General features: G+C 48.7%; 26 protein-coding genes. 11 read left to right on the forward strand and 15 right to left on the reverse strand.

The window, feature by feature from the left end; translation table 11 throughout:
- Positions 1-4 precede the first annotated feature (4 nt).
- Positions 5-844 (reverse strand): DUF2797 domain-containing protein, encoded by an 840-nt coding sequence (locus tag EZV72_RS08405; RefSeq protein ID WP_137166826.1) that lies wholly within the window; start codon positions 842-844, stop codon positions 5-7.
- A 1-nt stretch (position 845) separates the two neighbouring features.
- Entirely contained in the window at positions 846-1,853 is a 1,008-nt protein-coding gene (gene ansA / locus EZV72_RS08410) for an asparaginase (RefSeq protein WP_137166827.1), read from the reverse strand.
- 163 nt (positions 1,854-2,016) lie between these two features.
- Here ansA and EZV72_RS08415 point away from each other — a divergent pair, with 163 nt between their 5' ends.
- The 3 genes from EZV72_RS08415 (at position 2,017) to EZV72_RS08425 (ending at position 4,866) form a co-directional block, all read left to right on the forward strand.
- Positions 2,017-2,805: an SAM-dependent methyltransferase gene (locus tag EZV72_RS08415; protein ID WP_137166828.1), complete on the forward strand. Its 789-nt coding sequence runs from the start codon at positions 2,017-2,019 to the stop codon at positions 2,803-2,805.
- A gap of 114 nt (positions 2,806-2,919) precedes the next feature.
- The gene (locus EZV72_RS08420; RefSeq protein WP_137166829.1) at positions 2,920-3,138 is read left to right on the forward strand and encodes a hypothetical protein; all 219 of its coding nucleotides are present in this window, start codon (positions 2,920-2,922) and stop codon (positions 3,136-3,138) included.
- Between the two features lie 15 nt (positions 3,139-3,153).
- Positions 3,154-4,866, forward strand: coding sequence for a GGDEF domain-containing protein (locus tag EZV72_RS08425; protein ID WP_137166830.1), 1,713 nt, complete (start codon positions 3,154-3,156; stop codon positions 4,864-4,866).
- A gap of 700 nt (positions 4,867-5,566) precedes the next feature.
- On the opposite strand, the gene fadE is transcribed toward EZV72_RS08425, so the two are convergent.
- From fadE to purM, 4 genes are all read right to left on the reverse strand, one after another.
- Positions 5,567-8,023: an acyl-CoA dehydrogenase FadE gene (gene fadE, locus EZV72_RS08430; protein ID WP_137166831.1), complete on the reverse strand. Its 2,457-nt coding sequence runs from the start codon at positions 8,021-8,023 to the stop codon at positions 5,567-5,569.
- Between the two features lie 196 nt (positions 8,024-8,219).
- Positions 8,220-8,960, reverse strand: a complete 741-nt coding sequence (locus tag EZV72_RS08435; protein ID WP_137166832.1) for a DUF3108 domain-containing protein — start codon at positions 8,958-8,960, stop codon at positions 8,220-8,222.
- Positions 8,923-9,573, reverse strand: a complete 651-nt coding sequence (gene purN, locus EZV72_RS08440; protein ID WP_408640844.1) for a phosphoribosylglycinamide formyltransferase — start codon at positions 9,571-9,573, stop codon at positions 8,923-8,925. Before purN ends, EZV72_RS08435 begins: the two co-directional genes overlap by 38 nt.
- A complete protein-coding gene (purM, locus tag EZV72_RS08445; protein ID WP_137166834.1) occupies positions 9,573-10,610 on the reverse strand; it encodes a phosphoribosylformylglycinamidine cyclo-ligase in 1,038 nt (345 codons plus the stop codon). Before purM ends, purN begins: the two co-directional genes overlap by 1 nt.
- A 218-nt stretch (positions 10,611-10,828) precedes the next feature.
- Here purM and EZV72_RS08450 point away from each other — a divergent pair, with 218 nt between their 5' ends.
- Positions 10,829-12,139, forward strand: coding sequence for a DUF2066 domain-containing protein (locus EZV72_RS08450; RefSeq protein WP_137166835.1), 1,311 nt, complete (start codon positions 10,829-10,831; stop codon positions 12,137-12,139).
- A gap of 1 nt (position 12,140) precedes the next feature.
- Entirely contained in the window at positions 12,141-12,875 is a 735-nt protein-coding gene (gene hda / locus EZV72_RS08455; RefSeq protein WP_137166836.1) for a DnaA regulatory inactivator Hda, read from the forward strand.
- A gap of 113 nt (positions 12,876-12,988) precedes the next feature.
- Here the strand turns inward: hda and EZV72_RS08460 are convergent, their stop codons facing one another.
- From EZV72_RS08460 to arsC, 3 genes are read right to left on the reverse strand one after another with little or no spacing between them, the layout of a single operon-like run.
- Complete coding sequence (locus EZV72_RS08460) at positions 12,989-13,408, reverse strand: DUF2069 domain-containing protein (protein WP_137166837.1); 420 nt, start codon at positions 13,406-13,408, stop codon at positions 12,989-12,991.
- Positions 13,409-13,417: 9 nt separating this feature from the next.
- The gene (wrbA, locus tag EZV72_RS08465; RefSeq protein ID WP_137166838.1) at positions 13,418-13,996 is read right to left on the reverse strand and encodes an NAD(P)H:quinone oxidoreductase; all 579 of its coding nucleotides are present in this window, start codon (positions 13,994-13,996) and stop codon (positions 13,418-13,420) included.
- Positions 13,996-14,349: an arsenate reductase (glutaredoxin) gene (gene arsC, locus EZV72_RS08470; protein ID WP_137166839.1), complete on the reverse strand. Its 354-nt coding sequence runs from the start codon at positions 14,347-14,349 to the stop codon at positions 13,996-13,998. The genes wrbA and arsC overlap by 1 nt, the downstream gene beginning before the upstream one ends.
- A 95-nt stretch (positions 14,350-14,444) precedes the next feature.
- On the opposite strand from arsC, the gene EZV72_RS08475 reads away from it, so the two are divergent.
- Positions 14,445-14,966: a TlpA family protein disulfide reductase gene (locus EZV72_RS08475; protein WP_137166840.1), complete on the forward strand. Its 522-nt coding sequence runs from the start codon at positions 14,445-14,447 to the stop codon at positions 14,964-14,966.
- Here EZV72_RS08475 and bepA read toward each other — a convergent pair.
- Positions 14,952-16,412 (reverse strand): beta-barrel assembly-enhancing protease, encoded by a 1,461-nt coding sequence (bepA, locus tag EZV72_RS08480; protein WP_137168703.1) that lies wholly within the window; start codon positions 16,410-16,412, stop codon positions 14,952-14,954. The genes EZV72_RS08475 and bepA overlap by 15 nt on opposite strands.
- Before the next feature lie 291 nt (positions 16,413-16,703).
- Here bepA and EZV72_RS08485 point away from each other — a divergent pair, with 291 nt between their 5' ends.
- Positions 16,704-17,774, forward strand: coding sequence for an AI-2E family transporter (locus tag EZV72_RS08485; RefSeq protein ID WP_137168704.1), 1,071 nt, complete (start codon positions 16,704-16,706; stop codon positions 17,772-17,774).
- 52 nt (positions 17,775-17,826) lie between these two features.
- Here the strand turns inward: EZV72_RS08485 and bcp are convergent, their stop codons facing one another.
- Together bcp and EZV72_RS08495 are read right to left on the reverse strand one after the other, a co-directional pair.
- Positions 17,827-18,300, reverse strand: a complete 474-nt coding sequence (bcp, locus tag EZV72_RS08490) for a thioredoxin-dependent thiol peroxidase (RefSeq protein ID WP_137166841.1) — start codon at positions 18,298-18,300, stop codon at positions 17,827-17,829.
- Positions 18,278-18,838, reverse strand: coding sequence for a glycine cleavage system protein R (locus EZV72_RS08495; RefSeq protein WP_137166842.1), 561 nt, complete (start codon positions 18,836-18,838; stop codon positions 18,278-18,280). The genes bcp and EZV72_RS08495 overlap by 23 nt, the downstream gene beginning before the upstream one ends.
- A gap of 160 nt (positions 18,839-18,998) precedes the next feature.
- Here EZV72_RS08495 and dapA point away from each other — a divergent pair, with 160 nt between their 5' ends.
- From dapA to EZV72_RS08515, 4 genes are all read left to right on the forward strand, one after another.
- On the forward strand, positions 18,999-19,883 hold the full coding sequence (gene dapA / locus EZV72_RS08500) for a 4-hydroxy-tetrahydrodipicolinate synthase (protein WP_137166843.1): 885 nt from the start codon (positions 18,999-19,001) through the stop codon (positions 19,881-19,883).
- A gap of 12 nt (positions 19,884-19,895) precedes the next feature.
- Positions 19,896-21,008, forward strand: a complete 1,113-nt coding sequence (bamC, locus tag EZV72_RS08505) for an outer membrane protein assembly factor BamC (protein ID WP_137166844.1) — start codon at positions 19,896-19,898, stop codon at positions 21,006-21,008.
- A gap of 14 nt (positions 21,009-21,022) precedes the next feature.
- Positions 21,023-21,736, forward strand: coding sequence for a phosphoribosylaminoimidazolesuccinocarboxamide synthase (purC, locus tag EZV72_RS08510; RefSeq protein WP_137166845.1), 714 nt, complete (start codon positions 21,023-21,025; stop codon positions 21,734-21,736).
- 174 nt (positions 21,737-21,910) lie between these two features.
- Positions 21,911-22,789 carry a DMT family transporter gene (locus EZV72_RS08515; protein WP_137166846.1) on the forward strand — a complete coding sequence of 293 codons (879 nt, stop codon included), beginning with the start codon at positions 21,911-21,913 and terminating at the stop codon, positions 22,787-22,789.
- Between the two features lie 5 nt (positions 22,790-22,794).
- Here the strand turns inward: EZV72_RS08515 and EZV72_RS08520 are convergent, their stop codons facing one another.
- The 3 genes from EZV72_RS08520 to nrdB all read right to left on the reverse strand — a co-directional run bounded on the left by EZV72_RS08520 (position 22,795) and on the right by nrdB (position 25,394).
- Positions 22,795-23,535 carry a transposase gene (locus tag EZV72_RS08520; protein WP_232364535.1) on the reverse strand — a complete coding sequence of 247 codons (741 nt, stop codon included), beginning with the start codon at positions 23,533-23,535 and terminating at the stop codon, positions 22,795-22,797.
- Positions 23,536-23,981: 446 nt separating this feature from the next.
- Positions 23,982-24,254, reverse strand: a complete 273-nt coding sequence (gene yfaE, locus EZV72_RS08525; protein ID WP_137166848.1) for a class I ribonucleotide reductase maintenance protein YfaE — start codon at positions 24,252-24,254, stop codon at positions 23,982-23,984.
- Positions 24,255-24,263: 9 nt separating this feature from the next.
- Positions 24,264-25,394, reverse strand: coding sequence for a class Ia ribonucleoside-diphosphate reductase subunit beta (gene nrdB / locus EZV72_RS08530; protein ID WP_137166849.1), 1,131 nt, complete (start codon positions 25,392-25,394; stop codon positions 24,264-24,266).
- Positions 25,395-25,402: the final 8 nt, after the last annotated feature.

Here is a 25,402-nt window from a genome sequence, read left to right on the forward strand (position 1 = left end):
TGACTTAAAAGCTCACGGTGAGTTCATAACCTGCGTATTTACGCAGGTTAATGACGCGGTCTTCATCGAGCATCAGGTACTGGCCTTTAATGCCCTGAATAACTCCTTCAAAAGCTGGCGTCTTATCCAGGTTGATTGACTTTATCTTCACCGGGTACTGCTCAACCGGATACTGAATATCTACGGCTTGCTGTTTAACCGGGATAATATCAGCCGATTCTTTTTGCGCTATAAGCGCATCTAAATCCTGCTGGATAGCTGCCAGTAATTCATCTCTGGCCTGTTCCAGATCTGCTTTATCAGGCGCCCCCTTAAGCATGGCTCGCCAGTTTGTTTTATCCGCAATATGCGCCTTACACAAGGTTTCGACTTCGCCACTGGTTAACCGGTCAGGCACTTTGAGCATGATTACAGCCTGGGTTGCGCCCTGGTCCATCCATCGCGAGGAAACCGTATCGCCGACTTGTCGGGTGATTCCGACTTTCAGGTTACCGGTATTAGCAAGATATACATAATGCTCTGAAAAACAGTGTTTTTCACCCCATTCCGGCTCGCGGCAGGTGCCCTCATGATAATGACACTTTTCTGGCTTAATGATACAGCTATCGCACTGGGCCAGCGTGATCAGACAGCGATAGCAATAGCCCTGATTAAAGCTTTTCTTGGTTTTTGTGCCACAGTGAACACAGTGAATGTTGCCTGTGTGGGTGACTGACACTGATTGGCCAATCAGGCTGTTCATGTCAATTTCCTGCTCGCCAATCGGTAGGTGATAGCTGACCTGGTGGTGCTCAGCGTCAGCAGCAACGCGCATTTTTCGGATATTGCCTGTGAGTTGGGTCATGTTAGTCGCTTAATTCTCCACGAAGATTCTGAGTCAGTAGTTGGGTTAACTGCTCAAAGGGTAGTTGTTTGCTTAATAAATAATGTAGTTTGGCCAGTGCGGCTTCCGGGGTCATATCACTGCCCGGCAGCACACCCACGGCGGCTAGCCCGTGACCAGTGGCATACCCGCCCATATTCACCCGGCCGCGCATACACTGCGTGCAGTTAAGCACCGGAATTTGTTTTTGTGCGGCCAGTGCTAACTGTTCCAGCAACTGAGGGTGTTGCGGGGCATTGCCCACGCCATAGCTTAGCAGTATCAGTGCATTTACCGGCTGTTGCAGGGTATTTTTAATCACCTCAGGTGCAATGCCCGGATACAGACTGACCAGGCCGATAGGCTGTGCTGTGACCGGACTGACAACCAGCGGTTTGTCATTGCCACTGGCCAGTTCGCCGGCATTGAGCCGGATATTAATACCCGCTTCCAGCAGCGGCGGGTAATTCGGTGAATCAAACGCACTGAAGCCATCGGCATCAACTTTACGACTACGATTACCGCGCAGCAGGCGGTTATTGAAAAACAGGCCTACTTCGGCAATGGGATAGTTCGCTGCAATATACAGAGCGTTGAGCAAATTGACCTGACCGTCTGAGCGCAGCTCCGCCAGCGGAATCTGAGAGCCGGTCACGATGACAGGTTTGGACAGATCCTCAAGCATAAAGCTCAATGCCGATGCGGTATAGGACATGGTGTCGGTGCCATGCAAAATGATGAATCCATCGTAGCGCGTATAATTTTCAGCAATATCATCAGCGATGCGCTGCCAGTCAGATGGCTTCATGTCCGATGAGTCAATCAGATTGTCATATTCATGCAGGGTGAACAAAGGCATTTCATCACGGTGGAACTCAGGCATCTTGCTCAGGGTCTGGCTTAAAAACCCGGCCGCCGGCACGTAGCCCTGCGCTGAGGGCTTCATACCAATCGTGCCGCCGGTATAAGCGATATAAATATGTTTTCTCATGAGAGTCAGTCCGCTGTATTTGTGCGCTCATTTTAACAGGCAAGCGCGATAAGTCACCTTCAATGGGCTGTATGCCGAGGCCCGCAGTCATTTAAATAAAGACTCAGACTTCTGTTTTATCGATAATTTTTGCATAATCAAAAGAAAACAAAGTGGTAAAATCATGCAACAGGGAAGTGTGGTCTGCGTAGGAGCGGGGATGATTGTCGGGGCGCATATGTCGCAGCGCTGCAAAAATCATATTCAACAGGCCGATATGGTATTTAGCAGCTGCCATCCGATCATGGAGCAGTGGATAGCCACCATGCACCATGATGTCCGGTCATTGCAGCATTGTTATGCCGAAGGTAAAGACCGGCGCCAGACCTACCGGGAAATGGAAGCACTTATTATGGCTCAGGTCAGGGCAGGTAAGCGCGTTGCCTGCGTTTTTTATGGCCACCCCGGGGTGTTTGCGCTGGTGCCCCACAATGTGGTTAAAGCCGCCAGAGCCGAAGGATTTCAGGCTGCGATGGAGCCGGGGATTTCGGCCGAGGACTGTTTATATGCTGACCTGGGTATCGATCCGGGAAGATACGGGTGTCAGCATTTTGAAGCCAGCCAGTTTATGTTTTACCGCCGTAATGTGGACACAGCCGGTTATCTGGTCCTTTGGCAGGTTGCCCTGGCCGGCGACAGGTCCGTGTCTAAACGGTTCAGTTCGTTGTCTGAAAGGCAGGTGTTGCTTGACTTGCTTTATGAATACTACCGGCCGGAGCACGAGGTGATTCTGTATGAGTGCCCGACATTAATGACCGATTCTGTCAGAGCCGAGTATATACCATTGTGTGAACTGGCCACTGTTGCATTATCTCAGATAACCACGTTGATCATTCCGCCGGCTACTCGCCTGGTAGTGAATACAGAGGTGATGCAAAAACTCAGTAGACTAACGACGGAGCCGGTAGTTTGATCCAAAACAATATCGGCGCATAAAATTTAATCGATTGTTGTGGCAGTTCTCGGTAGGATAGAGAACAGTAATCTGATGTTAGGCTTTTAATAACGACGATAATAAGGTAACAGAATGACAGATGCAGATACTATTCATTTACTGGCTGAACTGGGGGAAAATCCGCAGGTCACTATCGCCAGCCTGACCCCGGCCCAGCATGCCGACATTAACCAGTTAAAAAGTCAGGCCGCTGCGATTAACGCCATGCTGACTGTCGCGGAACCGACTGACCCGAATGAACCTCAGCGACAACCAGACCCGGTTGACCCACCACAGAAAAATCCACAGTAAAGCGATAGTATTCAGATGTACCAATACTTTCTGGCAGCTTTTCTGGTTGTATTCAGTATGCCCTTACTGGCACATCCAAAGCTTGACAAAGCGGATAAATTCCGACTTGCAGACCCGCAACTATCTGCCTCTTTGTTAGCACAGATAGACACCGGGGACTTAGACGCGCAGGAACAATTCAGGTATCGGTACATTGAAACCTATCTCAGTACCTTTGAAGGGGATCTTAAAGCCACTCTGGCCCAGTATCTGCGGTTACTGGATGACATGCCGGTATCACCGTTACGGGTGAGGGTGCTGCAGTCGACACTAGCTATTGCCTCCTATGCTAAAGAGTGGCGCACCAGCTTTGAGCTGGCCGATCAGCTGGACAATCTCCTTGATCAAATCAACGATCCGACTGTTGAGCCTGAAGCCTATAAAGGATTATTACTGTTTTACATAAATGTAAAGCAAACCGATATTGCATTGGTCTATGCTGCGCGCATTCTGAACCACAAAGACGCCGGACTGGCCGTCAAATGTTTTGCCCGCACCTTGCGCAATGAAATCAATCTTGAAAGAGGAACAGCGGATGACAATGCATTTCACTCTGCCATAAATTTGTGCCGTGATGCTGATGAACCTTTCTTTGTCAGCTCTAACACCGTGCACCTGTTTAAGTACTACCTGCAGGAAAAAGAGTTACGTAAAGCCAGTGTGATTGCCAAAGATGCGCTTAAAAAGGTGGATGATGTTGATTTTATCTATCTTCGAAGCAGTTTTCTGGTCGCGTATGCCAGACTCAAGGCCGCGCAGCAGAATACCGAAGAAGCCGAACAGTTAGCCCGCCAGGTGGTCTCTTTAGATCCTGAAGAGCAGTACAAAGACTCTCTTATCAGAGCGTATAAGTTACTGTCTGAAATCGCCGTCGATCAAAACGCTTTCGAAGCCGCTTACGAATATACCGTCAGTCAGAATCGGCTGGAGAGCTCTTTTCATAATGAGCAGGTGGCTCAGTCACTGGCAATACAGCAGGCACGTTTTGATTTACGTAATAAAGAAAACCAGATAGAGCTGCTGGACAAACGCAATGCTTTGCTGACAACAGAATCCAAGTTAGTCAGGGAGCAGGTTCAGAGTATGGTCATGGCACTGATTATAGCGGTGATAGCCGTGGTATCTTTGCTGTACTGGTCATTTCGTACACGCCGGTTGCAGACTCGATTGCGTACTCTGGCAACCACCGACGCACTGACCGGCGTTTATAACCGGGGCTTTTTTGCCGATAAGGGACGTGAGCTGCTTAAAAATGCCAGTAGCTCTGGCAAACCGGTTGCGCTTATCTTTTTTGATCTGGACCATTTTAAACGTATCAATGATACCCACGGGCATCAGGTGGGAGACTGGGTACTGCGCGAAGTTGTCAATACGGTTAGTGCATTATGTATCGTTAATAAACACTATCTGGGCCGTATCGGAGGCGAGGAATTTGGTGTATTGCTGGACAATTCTAACGTGGATGCCGCGATGGTATTTGCTGAAAAGTGTCGTAAGGCGATTCACGATATAGACACTCATATTTCGGGCTATCACTTCTCAGTTTCCGCCAGCTTTGGCGTCAGCGACTCCGGACAAGTCGGCCATAATCTTGATAACTTATTTGCCGCCTCTGACTTGGCACTGTATCAGTCTAAAAAATATGGTCGAAATCAGGTCTGCCCCTACGAAGCAAACGAACCCGCTTAACATCCTTTTATCCACTACACAGTAAAGCATAACCAAATAAAGTGACTGTCTGCGTTATTACGCTGGTGACGGTTACTTTAGAGGTGCTGAATAAAAGTGACTGGCTGCGTTATTACGCTGGTGAAGGTTACTTTGGGTGCGCTGTATAAAAGTGACTGTCTGCGTTATTACGCTGGTGACGGTTACTTTAGAGGTGCTGAATAAAAGTGACTGGCTGCGTTATTACGCTGGTGAAGGTTACTTTGGGTGCGCTGTATAAAAGTGACTGTCTGCGTTATTACGCTGGTGAAGGTTACTTTAGGTGCGCTGTATAAAAGTGACTGTCTGCGTTATTACGCTGGTGACGGTAACTTTGGGTGGGGTGGATAAAAGTGACTGTCTGCGTTATTTCGCTGGCGGTGGTTACTTTGGGTGGGATGAATAAAAGTGACTGTCTGTGTTGTTGCGCTGGTGGTGGTTACTTTAGGGGTGCTGAATAAAAGTGACTGTCTGTGTTGTTGCGCTGGCGGTGGTTACTTTAGGTGCGCTGTATAAAAGTGACTGTCTGCGTTATTACGCTGGCAGTGATTGCTTTAGGTGTGCTGAATAAAAGTGACTGTCTGTGTTGTCGTGAAGATGATGCTCTCAGGTCATTGCCTGCAGTTTCATCCAGCCAAAAAAAAGCCCGCACTTCGGCGGGCTTAGACGTTAACTCTGTAAATCAGGCGACAGCAGAGGATTTCTGTGAATCCTGATTTTGTACGCCAGCAACCAGTTCTTCATGTGCGAAGTCATCTACGTTGATCGTGCGTAAACGTCCTGCTTCTGTTTCCTTCAGCAGTTTTGCTTCGGCAGCGTCAATAATGCCTTCTTCCAGTGCGCTATCTGCAAGTTTGTCCAGGTTAGTGAACGGCAATTTAGCTTCACGCGCCTTACAGATACGTTCAAAAATTGGCTCACATGCCAGAACATTTTCCAGTGTCTGCTCAAGGTCAGCAAACAAATTACCTTCTTCACGAGTCAGATACTGACCGTCGCCAAGGCGGGTACGCGCTGATGAAGGTTTTTGCAGCATAGCAGCAATCGCATGTTCAAGACGATCAGACGGCTTGGCACAGCGACGGCCCAATGGCATTACCATTACTTTCAACATGGCGGCAACCGGACGTGAAGGGAAGTTTGCCAAAAAGTCCACAATGGCTGTTTCAATATCATACAAACATTGTTGTACAGCCCAGTGCATCATAGGAGCATCTTCCTGCAAGCGGCCTTCCTCGTCGTAGCGCTTCAAGGTTGCACTGGCAAGGAAAATACCACTTAAGATATCGCCCAGACGCGCTGACAAGCGTTCACGACGTTTCAAATCACCACCAAGCACACCCATTGACACATCGGCCATGAATGCCAGGTTTGAACTGTAACCTTGCAGCAGCTTGTAATAGCGGGCAGTATCGTCGCTAAACGGTGCTTTACTGAATGCGTTAGCGGTCAGACCAAACCAGAAACTGCGCACCTGATTCGATATAGCAAAGCCAATATGACCAAACACGGCTTTATCAAATGCTTCAAGCTGTTCACTGCGATCATCAAGGTTGGCGGCAGCAATTTCTTTAAGCACGTAAGGGTGACAACGCATTGCGCCCTGACCAAAAATCATCATGTTGCGGGTCAGGATATTCGCACCTTCTACGGTAATCGAGATAGGCGCCCCCTGATAAGCCCGGCCGAGGTAGTTATTTGGCCCAAGCATGATGCCTTTACCGCCGTGAACGTCCATGGAATCGCTTACTGCCTGGCGCATTTTTTCGGTCAGGTGATATTTACTGATGGCAGAGATAACCGATGGCTTTTCACCTAAATCCACACCCACAGTGGAGAAGCGAGTGACTGCGTCCATCAGATAAGCATTACCACCGATCCGGCCAAGCATTTCCTCAACGCCTTCCATTGCGCCTACCGGAATCCGGAACTGACGACGAATACGCGCATAGGCACCTGTAGCAAGCGCCAGTGTTTTTGCCCCACCGGCAGCTGTTGACGGCAGCGTGATACAACGACCCACTGATAAACACTCAACCAGCATGCGCCAGCCCTGACCAGCCATTTTCTGACCACCGATAATGTAATCTAGCGGCACAAAAATATCTTCGCCACGAATCGGGCCATTCTGGAATGGAGTATTCAGCGGGAAGTGGCGTCGGCCGATATCCAGACCTTTGGTGTCCCGTGGAATCAGCGCACAGGTAATGCCCAGATCTTGGTTATCACCTAATAAACCGTCCGGATCCTGCAGTTTGAACGCCAAACCAATAACAGTGGCTACTGGCGCCAGCGTAATGTAGCGCTTGCTGAAAGTCAGACGCATGCCGATAACTTCCTCGCCTTCCCACTGTCCTTTACAGACCACGCCCACATCAGGAATTGCACCTGCATCTGAGCCAGCCTCTGGGCCGGTCAGGGCAAAACAGGGAACTTCTTTACCTTCGGCCAGGCGCGGCAGGTAGTGGTCCTGCTGTTCTTTTGTTCCATAGTGTTGCAGCAACTCGCCCGGGCCCAGTGAATTGGGAACGCCAACGGTACTGGAAAGCACCGCACTGACACCAGCCAGTTTTTGTAACACACGAGACTGAGCATAGGCAGAAAACTCAAGGCCACCGTACTGCTTTTTGATAATCATGGCGAAGAACTTGTGTTCTTTCAGGTAGTCCCAGATCTCAGGCGGTAAATCGGCGCGGTTATGATTAATGTCCCACTCGTCCACCATTTGACAGACCCGGTCTACAGGGCCATCCAGAAACGCCTGTTCCTCGGCAGTCAGTCGCCCTTTCGGGATGCCGTGAAGTTTATCCCAGTCAGGCTTACCACTGAAGATGTCGCCATCCCACCAGACTGTACCTGCATCGATGGCTTCCTGCTCTGTGCGGGACATCTCCGGCATGACCTTTTTATAAAAAGCCAGTAGTTTGCGCGTGATATAGGGTTTACGAATATCGGCAACACCAAAAGGAATTGCCAGCAGCAGATATATCAGCCAGCCGAGCCAGCCAATATCACCGAACAGAGTGCCAATCACCATCACGGCACCAGACAGGGCAATGGTATTCACCAAGCCAATTTGTTTGTAGCTGGCAACACCAAGTGCCGCTACGACAATTAAAAACCAGACAAAATCTGCCATTTTTACACTCCTGAAAAATTTGGCGGTGAGCAGTCTTTTGTTACGATCCTGTAAATAACTACAGATTCGAGGTCAGACCAGCTTGATGTAAAACTATCTATTTGAGGCCAAAAAATCAAGTAAAAGCGGTAGTTTTAGGTAAGGAAAAGAAGAATCACAGAGGCGAGGAGGTGACGGGCCCCTGTGATAAAATATTTTACAAATGACGATAAGTGTTTAACTTAATATCGCCCTGTTCGTCACCGTCTTTGAACTGACGTAACCGAACAAGGTTGAAGTCGAGCTTCGGAGCAAACCAGGCATAAGTTTCACGGGTATTGTTATCCCGTACCAGCTTCACTTTAATCGTCTCAAGTTTGCCGTAGGGAAGGGACAAGGTCTCCGGCCCCATGACTTTGATACCGTACTCCCGTTTCTCACCACGGTAATTGATAAACTGATAGCTGAGTTTTTCATTACCAGCGGCAAGCTGCCGGGCGATATCAATGCGATAAAGCTGGTTATCCAGCTCACCCTGCCAGCTCAGGTTGTCTTTCTGGCTAATTTGCACTTCTGGCTTCGGTTCTTTGGAGAACTGAATATCCAGCTCATCATCCGGACCCGTACCGGTTCGTTTATAATGATACTCGTAAGGCTCGAGTTCATGGCCCCGGACAAAAAATATCGAATGCTCAAACCGTTCATCAGACAAAAAGAACTTCGACACGTCTGAAGAGTAGGTGAGAGAATACTGATTTTCGGCCAGCGCTTCGAGCTTCATGCTGGCGCCACCAATATCATCATCCCATTTGTAAGCAGTATAGCTGGCTTCAAACGGCACCAAATCCGGCAGAGATTCAGCGTCCTCAGCCAGTACTGATGTACTGACTGCTGCGATACAAATGGCAGCAGTACTGTGTTTAATCGCTTGCGTAACCCGATGTGGGAATAAATTCATTGTCTAACGTCGCCTTATTTTCCTGCATGCCCAAGCGGCCGTCACAGAACCACCTGATTACCAGTGGGTAAATCCGTAACTCCTGCTCACGGACCCGCTCAGACAAATCTTCTGCGGTATCTTCTTCAAATACTGGCACCCGGCTCTGAATGATCACCGGTCCACCGTCAAGTTCCGGTGTAACAAAGTGAACACTGACACCATGCTCGCTATCTTTGTTATCAATTGCCCGCTGATGCGTATTCAGCCCTTTGTACTTGGGCAACAAGGAAGGATGAATGTTCAATAGCCGCCCGGCAAAATGTTCAACAAATGCAGGTGTGAGAATTCGCATAAAACCGGCCAGAGCAACGCACTGGGCATCAGCCTCCTCAATTTCAGCCTGTAATGCAGCGTCGTAGTCTTCACGGCTGGCATAATCTTTATGATTAATCACGCTGAACGCAATACCGGCCTGCTCAGCCCGGGCCAGACCATAGGCCCCCGGGACGTTTGAAATAACCCGGGTAATCTGGCCATTCACTGAACCGGCAGCGCAGGCATCAATAATTGCCTGCAGATTGCTGCCATTACCCGATATCAGTACACAAATATTCATCGGTTGGGTCATGATTATTGAATTTCTACCTGCGCTTCGTCATTACGATCTTCAATATGGCCAATCAGCCATGCTTTTTCACCTTGTTCCTGCAGCAGAGCCAATGCACCATCCACATCCTGCTCGTCAACAACCAGCACCAGGCCTACACCACAGTTAAAGGTGCGATACATTTCGTGGGTGGTGATATTGCCCTGTTGCTGCAACCAGTCAAACACCTGTGGCCATTGCCAGCTATTTTCTTCAATAATCACTTTGGCAGTATCGGGCAGGACCCGTGGAATATTTTCCCAGAAGCCGCCGCCCGTAATATGTGAAATGGCTTTTACATCGTATTTTTCAAGCAGCGCCAGCACCGATTTGACATAAATTCGGGTAGGTGCCAGAAGGTGATCCTTCAGCGACTTATCACCAAGTTGCTCGTCCAGACTGGCACCACTGACTTCCAGTACTTTTCTGACCAGTGAATATCCATTGGAGTGAGGACCAGAAGAACCCAGTGCGATCAGTTTCTGACCAGCCTGTACCTTGGTGCCGTCAATCACATCATCCGCTTCAACAACACCAACGCAAAACCCTGCAATGTCATAGTCGCCGCCATGATACATGCCAGGCATCTCCGCAGTTTCACCGCCAATCAGCGCGCAACCGGCTTGCTCGCAACCTTCGCCGATACCGGTAACCACGGTTGCTGCTACATCAACATCCAGCTTGCCGGTGGCATAATAATCCAGGAAAAACAGCGGCTCTGCGCCCTGTACAATCAGGTCGTTCACACACATGGCGACCAAATCAATACCCACGCCCTGATGCTCACCGGCATCCATCGCCAGACGCAGTTTTGTGCCTACCCCGTCAGTACCTGAAACCAGTAACGGCCGTTTGTATTTTGCCGGCAGCTCACACAGGGCACCGAAGCCACCCAGTCCACCTTTGACTTCCGGACGATGCGTCCGCTTGGTTACAGATTTAATTCGATCAACCAGCTGGTTTCCGGCATCAATATCAACGCCTGCGTCTTTGTAGCTTAAGGATGTTTTGTTGTCGCTCACTGTTCTGCCCTGAAAGGAAGGATGGAAAAACGCGGATTCTACCAGCTAGCCAGACTAAGTCCAATTATCCTGGGACTGACCACCTGCCCATATTTTGCTAAATACCGGAAAACTCGGGGGGTAAGGGTAATTTGTTAGTGAAAAAAAACGCTAAATGCCCCACAATAGCCCCAACATCGAGGCGACGTTCATCGAACCTGGAGTACAGAGTCCTATTCATGTTCCCATCAAAATCTAATCTTATATCAGGCATTGCCCTGACATGCTGTTTGCTGGTTGCGCCGGCGCTATTTAACGCTGCGCCGGCACAGGCCAGTGCATTGATTGAAACAAATAAAGCGGGAGTGAAAGTAGACAGTCAGGCGGCCAGCGCCCGCAAGGGGGCGCAGACACAAGCACTGCAACGGGTATTTATCAAGATGACCGGCGATAAATCTGTACTGGATAACGCCGGGGTGAAAACAGCGCTACGCTCGCCTTCTCAGTATTTGGTGTCTTATGAATATCAGACCCGTGATGGCCAGCTTTACTATGTAGCAGAATTTTCAAGACAGTCACTTGTACGTATTTTGCAGCGTGAGTCGCTTTCATTATGGGGGCAACGCCGACCCGATACGTTATTATGGCTGGCAGGTCAGGACGATAGCGGACAACGCTGGATTTTGCGTGAAGAACAACAGGATGACACCACCCGGCAGCTTCGTCAGGTCAGTCAGGCGAGGGGGGTGCCGGTTAGCTTACCCCTGATGGACCTGACGGATGCCGGTGCGATCAGTGTGACTGATGTCTGGGGTCAGTTTACCGGCGTGCTGCGCCGCGCATCCGAGCGCTATCAGCCTGATTTGATTCTGGGCGTCCGGTTACATCCCCGGCAGGCAGACAATGCCGGCCAATTTCTGACAACCGAAGAACGTCTGGAGCAGGCGCTGTCTAACAGCAATCTGGCGTTTGCCTATGAACAAGGACAGCCGTCCGGGGACGAGCAGGCTGAAGCAGCGTCTGACCTGAATGAACAGGATGTGTTGAGCGAGTCTGAGGATATGATTGCTGACACCCCCGTTGAGCCTGCACCTAAGATCGTATCTATGGCGGCAAACGCCGGGCAGGGCGATATCGCGGCAGACTGGGTATTGCTGGATGGTAAGCGAACGCAGTTTGGCACATATTATGGAAGTACCGGTCCAGAAGCGGTGGCCAATCTGATGGATGCCTATGCCGATTATCTGGGGCAGCGTTTTGCCGTCGGGTTAGGCAGCAACGGGGCAAATGCCGGAACACTGCGTATTTCAGTGGCGAATCTGGATTCATTGCGTAAATATGTTCACGCCCAGCGCTTTTTGTCAGAGCTCAGTGTCATCAAGAGTGCCGCCATGGTCTCTCAGGATGGGCCGGTTGCCCAGTTTGATATTGCCCTGACCGGCAGTGTTGATGATTTTAACAATGCCTTGTCATTAGAGTCTCGCCTGCGCCCGGTCACCGATGCGCTGGGCCGGCCACTTGAGGGATTTAATTTTTACTGGAACGAATAGTATGCAGTTGCCGTTGCCTGTCACGCTTCCGGCAGACGAAACATTCAGTAGTTTTATCGCGACCTGTAATGAACAACTGGTGACTATGCTCTCATCGCTGGCTGCAAGCGTGCCGCACTGGCAAGCCCAGACCGCGCTGTCTGCCTTTGCCAATCAGCGCTTGCCCTTGTGTATAGTTACCGGGCCTTCAGGGCGGGGTAAAAGTCATCTGCTGTATGCCTGCTGTCACCATATTGCCCATCGTCAGGTAGACCACATCTACCTGAACCTGAGCGATACTGCGCAGTGGTCGCCTGGCGTATTTGACGGGCTGGAGAACCTGGCGTTTATTGCGCTGGATAATGTTCACGCCATTGCTGGTGATCCGCAATGGGAAGAAGCGCTGTTTGATTTACTCAACCGGGTGATGGAACAACGAGCCTGTGTTATTTTGTGCTCCTCTGCTATCGGCCCGGCAAATCCTGCCTTCTTGTTACCTGATCTTCGCTCTCGCCTGCAGTGGGGCATGGCCTATCAGTTGCAGAGTCTGGATGATGACAGTCGTAAGCTGGCGTTGCAGTATCGCGCTGAGCAAAAGGGGCTGAATTTTTCCGCTACCGCCCTGCAGTTTCTGCTCACCCATTATGACCGTAACCTCACCAGTTTGATGCAGATGCTCGACCGGCTGGATACCCGCTCACTACAGGAACAAAGAAAAATCACCGTGGCATTGGTGAAACGGGAACTGGGCTTGTAAACACGGTGGTGGTGAGGTAATAACAAAAACAACCCGGCATTTCAGGTTACGCGTAACCTCTGCAGACTAACAATGGCAATGCCTGCAGTAGTGAGTGCCTACCTGCCGGTATGTTACTCGCCGCTATCCTCAAACAACTGTTTTTCCCGGGCCATGGCATCTTTGAGCTTACCGGGGCTCAGTCCCAGTTCACGACCCCGACACCGGGCAAAGCCACTGCAACTGATAAACATCAGTACCGCGATCGCAATTTCAATCAGTGCCAGTCCTCGTTCCTCCGGTTCTGCATAGGCAATGGTGATGCCGTGAATCAGATAGATGAGAGTCACAAAGTTTGCCCAGGCATGGGTATATGCCGAGCCTTTAAGTAGTCCGCGCAGTGGTAGTAACAAAGGCGCCACATACACTACAAACACAAACACCGCAGAATAACGACTCTGACCCAGCAGGCTGTGCCACGCCACCACCCAGCTTAACAGCGCAAAATAGCTGCATAGTGAGGCATAACGAAGGAGGCGGGTGGCAGGCTTCATAGTGATCTCCTAACGCAATTTGGTGGCTATCTGAGCCAGTCGTTTACCCATAGCCGCGGCCAGTTGCTGTTCATGGGAAGATAATCCCTGATTGTTCTGCACATGTGTTACACCATAAGGGGTGCCACCGGTGCGGGTGTCATGCAGGGCCGGTTCGCTGTAGGGCAAACCGCAGTAAATCATTCCCTGGTGCAGCAATGGGATTGCCATGGTTAACAGGGTGCTCTCCTGACCGCCGTGTAGGCTGCTGGTAGAGGTAAACACACAAAAGGGTTTATCAATCAACTCACCTTTTAGCCAAATATCGCTGGTACTGTCGATAAAGTGTTTCAGTGGCGCGGCCATGTTCCCAAAGCGGGTCGGACTTCCCAGGGCCAGGCCGGCACATTCTTTTAAATCCTGCTTGGACACAAAAGGTGGTCCGTTGTCGGGTACCGCGGTCACTTCACTGCTTTGATATTCACGGATAGGCGCCACTGTACGAATACGTGCACTGCAGCCCGCAGATTCAATGCCTGCTGCAATTGCCTGGGCCAGCCGTGCAGTGCTGCCATGACGGCTATAGTAGAGCACCAGAATTTCCGTCATTACAGAATCTCCAGCACCGCTTCTGGTGGCCGGCCGATGCGCGCCTGATTATTGAAAATTACAACCGGGCGTTCCAGTAGTTTGGGGTAGTCCACAATGGCGGCAAACGCCTGTTCTTTAGTGATCGTTGTCTTATCCAGTCCGGCCTGTTTAAACTCAGCCTCTTTAGGCCGCATCATATCCAGAACAGTGTCCAGCCCGAGCTGAGTATATAATTCAGCCAGTTGAGCCTGGTTGAGCGGTGTTTTCAGGTATTCAGTAACCTCCACGCTATAACCCTTATCCTCGAGCAGTTGTAATGTCTGTCGTGACTTAGAGCAGCGCGGGTTATGCAATATCTGAATACGTTCCATAAATCTTTACCTTTTAACGGTTTACTGTGGACGGGCCATCAGGCCCAAGATAAGCTTAACAGGATTCTAACAAGGTTGAAGGGAAAAAGCCTGTCATGACAAATGAAAAAAAAGTCACCGGTCTTTTTGGCGGTAAGCGTTTGTTATACATTGCTATTGCGCTGATTGCTTTAACCGGTGGCTGGCTAAGCCAGTCACTTGTAAACCCGCCATCGTCATCCGGCTTTACCACCAGTGACGGACAAACTCATACCTGGGATGAATTACAGGGACGCTGGGTGATCATCAATTATTTTGCCCCCTGGTGTGCACCCTGTCTGCGCGAAGTTCCGCAGCTGAATGCTTTTTTCCGGCAAAACGATGGGCGGGTAACGTTATTTGCCATCAATTATGACCCGGCTACCAGGCAGGAAGTGGCGGCACTTAAACAGCAGCACAATATGCAGTTTCCGGTTATCGTGGCTACGCCCGATACCCGTTTGCCGGTGTCAGCGCCACCGGCATTACCTGCCACCTATATTATTAATCCACAAGGGCAGGTCAGCCAGCGGTTACTGGGCGAGGTGACGGTAGAGCGCCTTAACCAGGCATTGAACGCCGGCTTACAAACGCTTTAAGCGCTCTTCATCTTCACGAATTTGCTTGATTCTGGCCCGTATCTTTTGTTTCTCAAGATGATTGTCGCCGGTGTAGTTATAGGCAAACTGAAGCTCATCGATAGCGCGCTGGTGTGCACCATTTAACATGAACACTTCAGCTTTAGCCTGGTGCATATCCTTGCGATCATCACTGCGCTGATAGGCACTGGTCAGCAGTTGCCAAGCCACTTCGTATTCTTTGTCCACCAACAGATAGTCGCGCAGAATCTTGATGGCTTTTTGCTGTTCACCGGCTTCAATCAATGCATTAGCCTGATTCAGGGCCAGCACTTTGTTGCGTGGCGTTCTGGACAAATGCGGAGCCAGCCGGGCCGTCGCTTGTGCATAGTTGGACTGGGCCAGAGAAATATCTGTGGCGGCATCCAGATAAAACAGGTTTTCCGGACGCTGGGCTAACAACTCATTAATAATCGGCTCTGCCTTATCGGCCTGTTCATTGCGCAGATAGGCAAGGGCAAGACCATAAAGCGCGGCTTCACGCACAACATATTTTTTGTTTTTCACCGCATTACTGTAGTAATCCAGGCTGTACCGTTTATCAAAGGTGTACCGGCTCATAATACGGGACTTGGCCAGATGAAATGACAAGCTCGGTGCCAACGATACGCTGGGGAAGTTAGCAGCTCGGGCTCTGGCATCGGCAACCCGGGTTTCGGTTAGCGGATGCGAGAGCAAACGGGCAGGGGGCTGCGAAACCAGCCGGTATTTTTCATTCAGGGTGGAGAAAAACGAAGCAGCGGCATTCGGGTCAAATCCTGCATGAGCCAGCATGGTAATACCAATCCGGTCAGCTTCTTCTTCGTTGGAACGGGTGTAGTCTATCTGCATCTGGGCATTGGCAGCCTGGCTACCAGCCAGCGCCGCCATGCCGGCTTCAGGGCTGGCAATGGCCAGCAATACACCACCGAGCATGGAAGCCAGTGCCAGCGGTGCCGTTTTTTGCTGCGACTCTATTTTACGCGCCAGATGGCGCTGGGTGACGTGGGAGATTTCATGCGCCAGTACCGAGGCCAGTTCGCTTTCACTTTTGGCGTGGTGAATAAGCCCGGAGTGCACACCAATATTGCCGCCAAAAAAGGCAAAAGCATTGATGGCGTCATTATTCACCCAGAAAAAATGAAACGGAAACTTGGCACTGTCTGCGTAGCGAACCAGACGATTGCCCAGGTCCTGTAAATACTCATCGAGTACCGGGTCCATGACCAAAGGTGCCTGTCCACGCATTTGCTTCATAACCGCATCGCCGATAATTTTTTCTTTACTTAGCGGCAGGGCGCTAGAGGCCACCACACCAATTTCAGGCAAGGCGTTTTTATCACTGTATACATCCTGTGCAACGGCCGTCAGGCTCATGGTGAAAAACACCAGGCCGGCCTGAATACTTCTTTTCACAATTGATTTCATCATGCCCTTTTTTAACTGCAATCCGGCGTAATGCTACTTAGAACGCCTGAGCAGCCGAACAGTTTCATTTTTATTTTATTCCATCGCTATTGTGCCCAAGCTAACGTGGCTTTGCTATACACAAATGAACAAAATCAATGTTATTCCGTCAGTATCAATTCTAGTAAAAATGAGTGGCAAGCCGGAGCTGCTAAACCATGGGTTAAAAAGCAGTTTTTGTCGGTTGCTCTGGACCTGTGCATACCCTATGATGCGCTTTTGCGCACAAAAATTTGAGACTTTTTAATGAGTTTGTTTAATGTGTTCGGTCGCTGGTACCGACGCAAGTTTTCAGATCCCGATGCAGCGATGCTGCTCATTTTGATTTTGCTGACCGCGGCGGTGTTGCTGGTGTGGGGCGAACTCATTATGCCAGTATTGGTGGCTGCCGTGATCGCATATTTGCTCGACTGGCCGGTGACCCGACTGGTCAGAATAGGGCTGGGTCGTACTCTGGCCTGTTCTATGGTGCTGCTCGGCTTTGTGGCGGTCAGTATCGGTATTCTGGTGGGGCTGGTTCCGATTATCTCACGTCAAAGTATTAATCTTATTCAGGAGACGCCGCTTATTTGGCAAAATGCCCAGGACTGGGTGCTGACCTTGCCGGAAAAATACCCCGATTACGTACAGGTTTATCATATTCATCAGATGATGGAAGGACTGAATGATAAACTGGTGGAAGTGGGTGAGCAGCTGATTTCAGTCTCTGTTCACTCTATCGGTAATGTGGCTGCGCTGCTGGTGTACCTCATTCTGGTGCCGTTGATGGTGTTTTTTATGCTCAAAGACAAACGGTTTTTTGTGCAGAGTATCTCTGGTGTGTTGCCGCAGGAACGGCGGCTTATCACTCAGGTGGGACATGAAATGAATACTCAGATCGCCAATTATATTCGCGGCAAGGTGATTGAAATTATCATTGTGGGTGCGGTGTCGTGTATTACATTTGTGCTGATGGACCTGAGATATGCCATTTTGCTCGGTGTGCTGGTTGGGCTATCGGTACTGATTCCCTATATTGGCGCAGCCGTAGTCACGATTCCGGTTGCGGTGGTTGCTATGTTTCAGTGGGGGATTACTCCGCAGTTCTGGTACCTGATGGTAGCTTACGGCATTATCCAGGCGCTTGACGGTAATTTACTGGTGCCGGTACTATTTTCAGAAGCTGTCAGTCTGCACCCTTTGTATATCATCATCGCCGTGCTGTTTTTTGGCGGACTGTGGGGCTTTTGGGGCGTGTTCTTTGCCATTCCGCTGGCTACCCTGGTTAAGGCCCTTATCACCGCCTGGAGTAGCGATGTGGGCGGTAGTAGTCTTATATCCTGATAAGTACATAGCGAAAGGCCCGCAGTAAGCGGGCCTTTTTTGTGTTCATTACCTATTCGGCACTGCCTTGCAGATAATCCAGCACCACCTGATGGTGGTCCTTGGTTTTGAATTTATTAAAGACATGTTCGATGTTGCCACTTTCATCAACTAAAAAGCTGATACGGTGAATGCCATCGTATTCCTTGCCCATGAATTTCTTAAGGCCCCACACGCCAAATTCCTCGGCCACGGCATGATCTTCATCAGACAGCAAAGTAAAGTTCAGTTCGTGCTTTTCAATAAATTTAGGCAGACGTTTGACCGGATCTGGGCTGATGCCCAGCACGACCACATTATGCTCATCCAGCGCGCTTTTTGAATCGCGCAGGCTCTGCGCCTGAGTGGTACAGCCCGGCGTCATGGCTTTAGGATAAAAATATACCAGCACCTTTTTACCCTGCAACGCAGACAATGAAACAGTGTCACCATTTTGGTCCGGTAGTGAAAACTGAGGGGCTTTATCACCAGCCTGAAGTGTGTTCATGAGACTCCTTAGTGTGTTTGTCGACAACTTTTCCGGTTACATTTAACTGGTCAAATAAGGCCATTAATTCAGATTGCAACTGCTCAAGGTCAATGCTGTCAGGTACATTAATAACAAATTTACACCGCATGTGCTCTTCGTTCTGATGCTCATCGCGAAACACTTTTTGCCGGAAGGCACTGATAGAGGTTTGCCGCTCGGCAAAAAATCCGGTTACCGCCTTGATAAGTCCCGATGCATCTTTACCACTGAATTCCACATCGAACAGGTGCTCAAGATTCTGTTTTTCATGATGACTCGTGCGCTTCATCATCGACAGCAAATTAAGCCGCTGACATAAGTGGGGTAGTGAGCATTCAGCGCGGGTAATCGCCTGGTGCGATCCTTCCAATATCATCGTTAGTGAAAATTCGCGGCCGTAAATGCCTTGTCTGCTGTCCAGGATATTACAGTGCAGCTCTGAAACCAGCGTGGCTATTTCACTTAAAATGCCGCTGTTATCTGTGCCCAGGATGGTCACAATGAGTTGGTGTTTCATAAAGGCTCGCTGTAATTAAAATTGATAAAGATGGTAGCACAGAGTTTTTTTGCTATTCCAGCGCCTTAGGTGCGCTAAATAATCGAAAATTAGCTGGCAGGGCGCTTGTTTTTGCCGGGGTGAGTATTTAACATGTGCGCTCACTAAATGCGGAGAGACTATGTTTAAAGGCAGTTACGTTGCACTTATCACGCCGATGCTGGACAGCGGTGAGATAGACTATCCAGCACTGGAGAAACTGGTCGATTTTCATATCGAACAGGGCACTCACGGCATCGTTGCCGTAGGTACTACCGGTGAATCAGCCACTTTACCCTTTGATGAGCACGTAGAAGTTGTGCGAAAGACCGTAAAGATGGTTAATAAACGCATTCCAGTGATTGCAGGTGCCGGTGCTAACTCCACTTCTGAAGCCATTTTTCTGAGTGAGCAGATGGCCGCACTGGACGTCGATGGTTTTCTCAGCGTAGTGCCTTACTACAACAAACCACAACAAAAAGGCATTATCGCGCATTTTAACGCGATTGCCGATGCCACTGATCTGCCGGTTATTCTATATAATGTGCCAGGCCGCACTGTAGCCGATATGCAGCCGGAAACCGTGGCTGAACTGGCAAAGCATAAAAATATTGTTGGACTGAAAGATGCTACCGGCGATATTGAACGCCTTAAAGCCACACAGGCGCTGGTGGATGAAGATTTTGTGATGCTTAGCGGCGATGACGGCACTAGTTGTGATTTTCTTTGCGCCGGTGGTCACGGGGTCATTTCTGTTACCGCCAATGTTGTGCCTAATGCCATGTCTCGCATGTGCGAAGCGGCACTGGCTGACGATATGCTGGCGTGTCGTGAGATCAATGAATCGATTATTAAATTGCATAGCGGGTTGTTCATTGAACCAAATCCGGTGATGCCAAAGTGGGCATTACACCGCATGGGTCTGACTAACAGTGCATATTTACGTCTTCCGATGGTTTTACCGGAACTTGCCAGCCAAAAAGAACTCGAAGCAATACTAAAACAATATGCCCTGATTTCAGGTTAAGAAGGAATACCGATGAATAAATCCCTGGCTTTGGTAAGTGGAATCGTCATGATGTCACTTGCAGGTTGTTCAAGCCAACTGGAAAAGCAAACAGCATCCGGTAGCTATGATTATCTGGATGCCAAACAAAGCAAGCCGGTTGATACACCAGCTGATCTGGATAAACCTAATTTTACCCGTGATTATGCTTTGCCCGAAGTGGGGCAGGGAGCCAACGACAAACTGGTCGGCCGCAACGTCCCGGTGACCTCTCCTGCACTTGTTCATCCGCTGGTGACTGGCTCTCATGTTGAAGAGGGCTCGCGGGATGCTGCTGTTGTATTTGACCAGGTAGATGATCGTCAGCCTTTATCAGACGCCGTCTGGGCCACCTTGCAAGGTTATCTTGAAAAAGAAAATGTGACTGTTGCCAGTTTTGATAAGCAAAGCGGCAAGCTGGTCACTGAATGGTTCACCCTGACCCGTGAAATCGAAGATGAGGATAGCCCATGGTATGCCTTATCTGATGACGTTGAAGTTGAACGTAAGCGCAAATTTGCTTTTACGTTGAATGTTAAGCCGCATGGACGCACCGCAGAACTGAAAGCTGAACTGCTGGATTTTCAGGAAACTCAGGGCAAGCAGGTTAAAGATTCTGTTAATGAGCTGGAAAAGCGCCGCGAAGAGGTTGCTGTGCTCAATCAGGTTATTGCGCATTATGAGTATCAGATTCAGTTAGATAATACCCGTCGTATGGCGCAGATTCGTCGTGGCCTGAGTACCGAAATGGGCTTTAACAGTAAAGACGATTCAGCCATTGTAGTAGATGGGAAATATGACGTGGTATGGCCACGTATGCTGCTGGTTTTGCGTAAACTGGGCTTTGATGTAAAAGATTTGGATAAATCAACCGGGCTGTTATTTGTTACCTATAACGGTGCAGATGACGGCTGGTGGGGTAACCTGTTCTCCGGTGACGACGAAATTCTTGAACAGGGGGATTATCGTCTGAAGGTAGAGCCTCGTCAGGAACGTACCGTGGTGACATTTATGAACGATGAAAGTCAGCCATTCAGCCCCAAAGAAGTGACCGATATTTTTGAGCCTTTCTCCAGTGTCATGTCGCAAGACGATCTGGATATTTAACATTGAGACCAACAATGGAAAAACGCGAAGAACTTTACCGCGGTAAAGCAAAAACAGTGTATCTGACCGATGATAGCGAGCGCTTGATTCTGGAATTTCGAAACGACACCTCTGCTTTTGACGGTGAAAAAATTGAACAGTTAGAGCGCAAAGGTGAAGTGAATAACAAGTTTAACCACTTCATTATGACAAAGCTTGAGGAAGCAGGTATTGCGACTCAGGTTGAAGCTTTACTGTCTGATAATGATTCACTGGTCAAAAAACTGGATATGATTCCGGTTGAGTGTGTTGTACGAAATGTTTCAGCAGGCTCACTGGTTCGTCGGTTAGGTGTTGAAGAAGGGCAACTGCTTGAGCCACCTGTGTTTGAGTTTTTCCTGAAAAACGATGCGCTGCACGATCCTATGGTTAATGATTACCATATTGTATCTTTTGGCTGGGCGTCAGAAGAACAGATAGCCAAAATGAAGTCACTGACATTTGCAGTGAATGCGGTACTGAAAAAGCTGTTTGATGATGCCGGCATGATGCTGGTGGATTACAAGCTTGAATTTGGTGTGGATCAAGCGGGTAACATTGTACTGGGCGACGAATTTACGCCAGATGGCTGCCGCTTATGGGATAAAGAAACCCGTAAGAAGATGGATAAAGATCGTTTCCGTCAGGGCTTAGGCTCTGTGGTAGAAACATACATTGAGGTAGCAGACCGACTGGGTCTGAAGCTGTAGTTAATGTACTTGCACAAAAGGGCCGTAAGGCCCTTTTTAATGTGGACAGGCACATGTTTAATGCCGGGATATCGCAGACAAGTATCTTAGACAGTCACCTCAAAATTTTACAGACTAAGCTTGTACAGACAGTCACCTTGGTATTGCCATGAAACTGACTGTCATTGATCGTTAATGCGTATCACATCACGTTTTGCCAAAGAGCCAATTTTGACTAACTTAAAAAATAACAGCCTGATACTGGTGGCCATGCTGGCATTTGCAGCCAATTCTATGTTGTGTCGGATGGCAATGAGTGTTGCTGATATGGAGCCTGGTGACTTTACCGTTGTCAGGCTGTTGAGTGGCACACTCATGTTAATATTGCTCGGTAGCGTCAAGCAAAAGAGTTGGCGAAATAAGGAAGGGTCCTGGCTCGGAGCGTTTTGTCTGTTCATCTATGCCGCGGCATTCTCTTTTGCGTACCAGGGAATGACAACCGGCACGGGGGCTTTGCTCCTGTTTGGTGCGGTTCAGATTACGATGTTACTGGTCAGTTATTTTCGCGGTGAACGGTTTAATAAGCCACAGTTACTCGGCTTTAATCTGGCTGTGGGAGGGCTTTTAATACTGCTATTGCCAGGGGCCAGTTCACCGGATCCACTCTCTGCAGCATTAATGGTATCAGCAGGTGTCGCCTGGGGGGCGTATACGCTATTAGGTAAAGGAACGAGCAAACCACTGCAGCTTAGCGCAGGAAACTTTCTTCGTAGCCTCATATTTGTTCTACCTCTCTTTTTTATACTGGATACCGGGCTGTCTATCGATTTTGCTGATAGCGGCTTTGTTTATGCTGTTCTGTCCGGGGCTATTGCTTCAGGAGCAGGCTATGCCATCTGGTATAGTGTACTACCGTCACTAAGTGGGCCTCAGGCTGCGACAATTCAGTTAAGTGTACCGGTTTTAGCAATGGTAATGGGCTGGCTTGCGTTGTCAGAAGCGATTACCATGCAAATGGTTGCTGCTGGCGGTATTACAATGGGTGGGATATTTCTTGTGATCAGAGCCCGGTAATTGCGTCAATTGGTTAGACAAAATGTGCCTTTAATTTGTCGTCGATTGTGTTTATGTGCGTATTGTTGCATTGAATGAACATTGCCAGCAATCTGGGAAAAGCTGGTTTCAAAGCTGCTTGATGCATTAAGAAACTGAGCGCTTTCTACCTGAAGCCTATCCATAATCGGCAGTAAGTCCGTCTTTATGGCGCTTTTACCCTTTATGATATATCTGGCTGCTTCATCGATTAACAGTACATATTGCTCAAAGGTGACAGAAACGAGGTTATTCGCATTACCTGTAGTGTTAAATATGTTGTAGATGTTGTTAGTACACTTTGCGTAATTATTTTTGAGCCTGTAGTTTAAGCTGGTAAAGTCTGAAGATTCAGGCGTATTGGCAAGGCCAGCGCGCACTGGATTCAGATCGATATAGAGCATACAGGCCAGCAGTGCAGTCTCGTCCAGAATGGCCTGAGACTTAAAACGGCCCTCCCAGAAATGACCGGTACAGTCATCTTCCTTGTTGGCTTTTTTAGCTATATATTCGTTTAAAGATTTCATAAACCAGCTCACCGATGTGAGTCTCTGTCGCCAGACAGCCACCGTCGCTTTGACAGATTCCTTTTCGATATCTGACAGATCATGATTCGCTGAGATAAATTTGTGAGTGAGCAGCGTTCCCCGGAATAGTGTATGCCAGCGGTGAATCACTTCTGCGTCCGAGTATTGCTCTGCCGTTTTAACATCAATATGTAACAACAAGTGGGTATGATTGGGCATGACAGCATATGCTAAAATTTCGAGCGAAAAAACGGTTTGCAGTAGATGAAGCCGTTTTTCAACCCAGTGTCGCCGGTATTCATAATCTTTGCCAGTTAAGGGGTCTTTTCCACATAAGCGGGCTCGCCTTACACACCGGGTGATGCAGTGATAAACAGAAGTGTCAGCACAGTTGATAAGCTTTTTCCTGGCTGTAGCCATGATATCGCACCCATTAAATAACGAGCGCTTACTGTATCGCTAATCTCGATTTGCGAAACCTGTACGAAAGGTAGGTTTAACTGTGACAGTCACATTTTTAACAATCTAATATGACTGTCAGCGTTATTGAATCGATGCCAGAAAATGCCTTCGTGATTAGTTAAAGTGACTGTCTGAGTTGTTTGAAAGGAGATGAGTGTAAGTTCAAGTGAACATAATTACCCGGTTTACCGGGGGACATCAATTTTAAGGTTGGAGCGCGGAATACAGCAGCAAGGGAGTATTTCATCATCATCAATGAATGCGAGAGGATCAGTGGTATATTCAACCTGACCTTCATGCAGTTTAGTTCTGCAGGCGCCGCAGAAGCCTTCACGACAATGAAAGTGGACATCTATATTGTGAGCTTCTAAGGATTCAAGAAGTGATTTATCGCTGTTTACGCCGACACACCCCACATCGACAACGTCGATGTGGAATGCTGGATCAGGTTTATCCATACAGCAGGTTTACAGTTCAAAGTCTGAAAAGTCTTCTTCACTGACTGACGAGTCAATCTGACCCACCAGATATGAGCTGATTTCTGCTTCCTGAGGCGCGACCTGCACATTATCTGAGTTCAGATAGTTATTCATCCACGGCAGAGGATTGCTCTTCACAGAAAACGGTGCATCAAGGCCTATAGCAGTCATACGCTGATTAGCAATATATTCAACATACTCACACAGAATCTGCTTGTTCAGGCCAATCATCGAACCGTTCTGGAACAGGTAGTCAGCCCATTCTTTTTCCTGTTCAACCGCGCTCATGAAAATTTCGCGAGCCTGATCTTTACACTCTTCGGCAATCTCAGCCATTTCCGGATCATCTTTGCTTCTAGCCCAGATATTCAGAATATGCTGTGTAGATGTCAGGTGAAGATTCTCGTCGCGAGCAATCAGGCGAATGATCTTAGAATTACCTTCCATCAACTTCCGCTCTGCAAAAGCGAAGGTACAGGCAAAAGACACATAGAAACGAATAGCTTCCAGCGCATTCACCGAATTCATGCACAGGAACAGCTTCTTTTTAAGCTCGCGCTGAGTGATAACGTGTGTCTCACCATTGAGTGTATGAGTACCTTCGCCCAGCGTTTGCCACAATTGTGTAGCAAAAATCAGATCGTCATAATAACGGGAAATATCCGACGCACGGCGCTTAATTTCATCGTTGACGACAATATCTTCGAATATATCACTGGGATCTGAAAACAGATTTCTCAGAATATGCGTGTAAGAGCGCGAATGAATCGTTTCAAAAAACGACCAGGTTTCGACCCAGGTCTCTAATTCAGGAAGAGAGATAATAGGTAAAAATGCAATGTTCGGGCTTCGGCCCTGCACAGAGTCAAGCAGTGTTTGATATTTCAGGTTAGAAATAAATATATGCTTTTCAGGGTCTGTAAGCTTCGCAAAATCAACCCTATCCCGGCTCACGTCAACTTCTTCCGGTCGCCAGAAAAAACTGATTTGCTTTTCGATCAGCTTTTCAAAGATAGAATGCTTTTGTTGATCATAACGGGCAACGTTAACCGGATTACCAAAAAACATTGGTTCCATTAATGGATTAACGCTGTCCTGATTAAAAGTCGTGTATTTCATAATGACTG

It is taken from the genome of Salinimonas lutimaris (assembly GCF_005222225.1).
Lineage (GTDB): Bacteria > Pseudomonadota > Gammaproteobacteria > Enterobacterales > Alteromonadaceae > Alteromonas > Alteromonas lutimaris.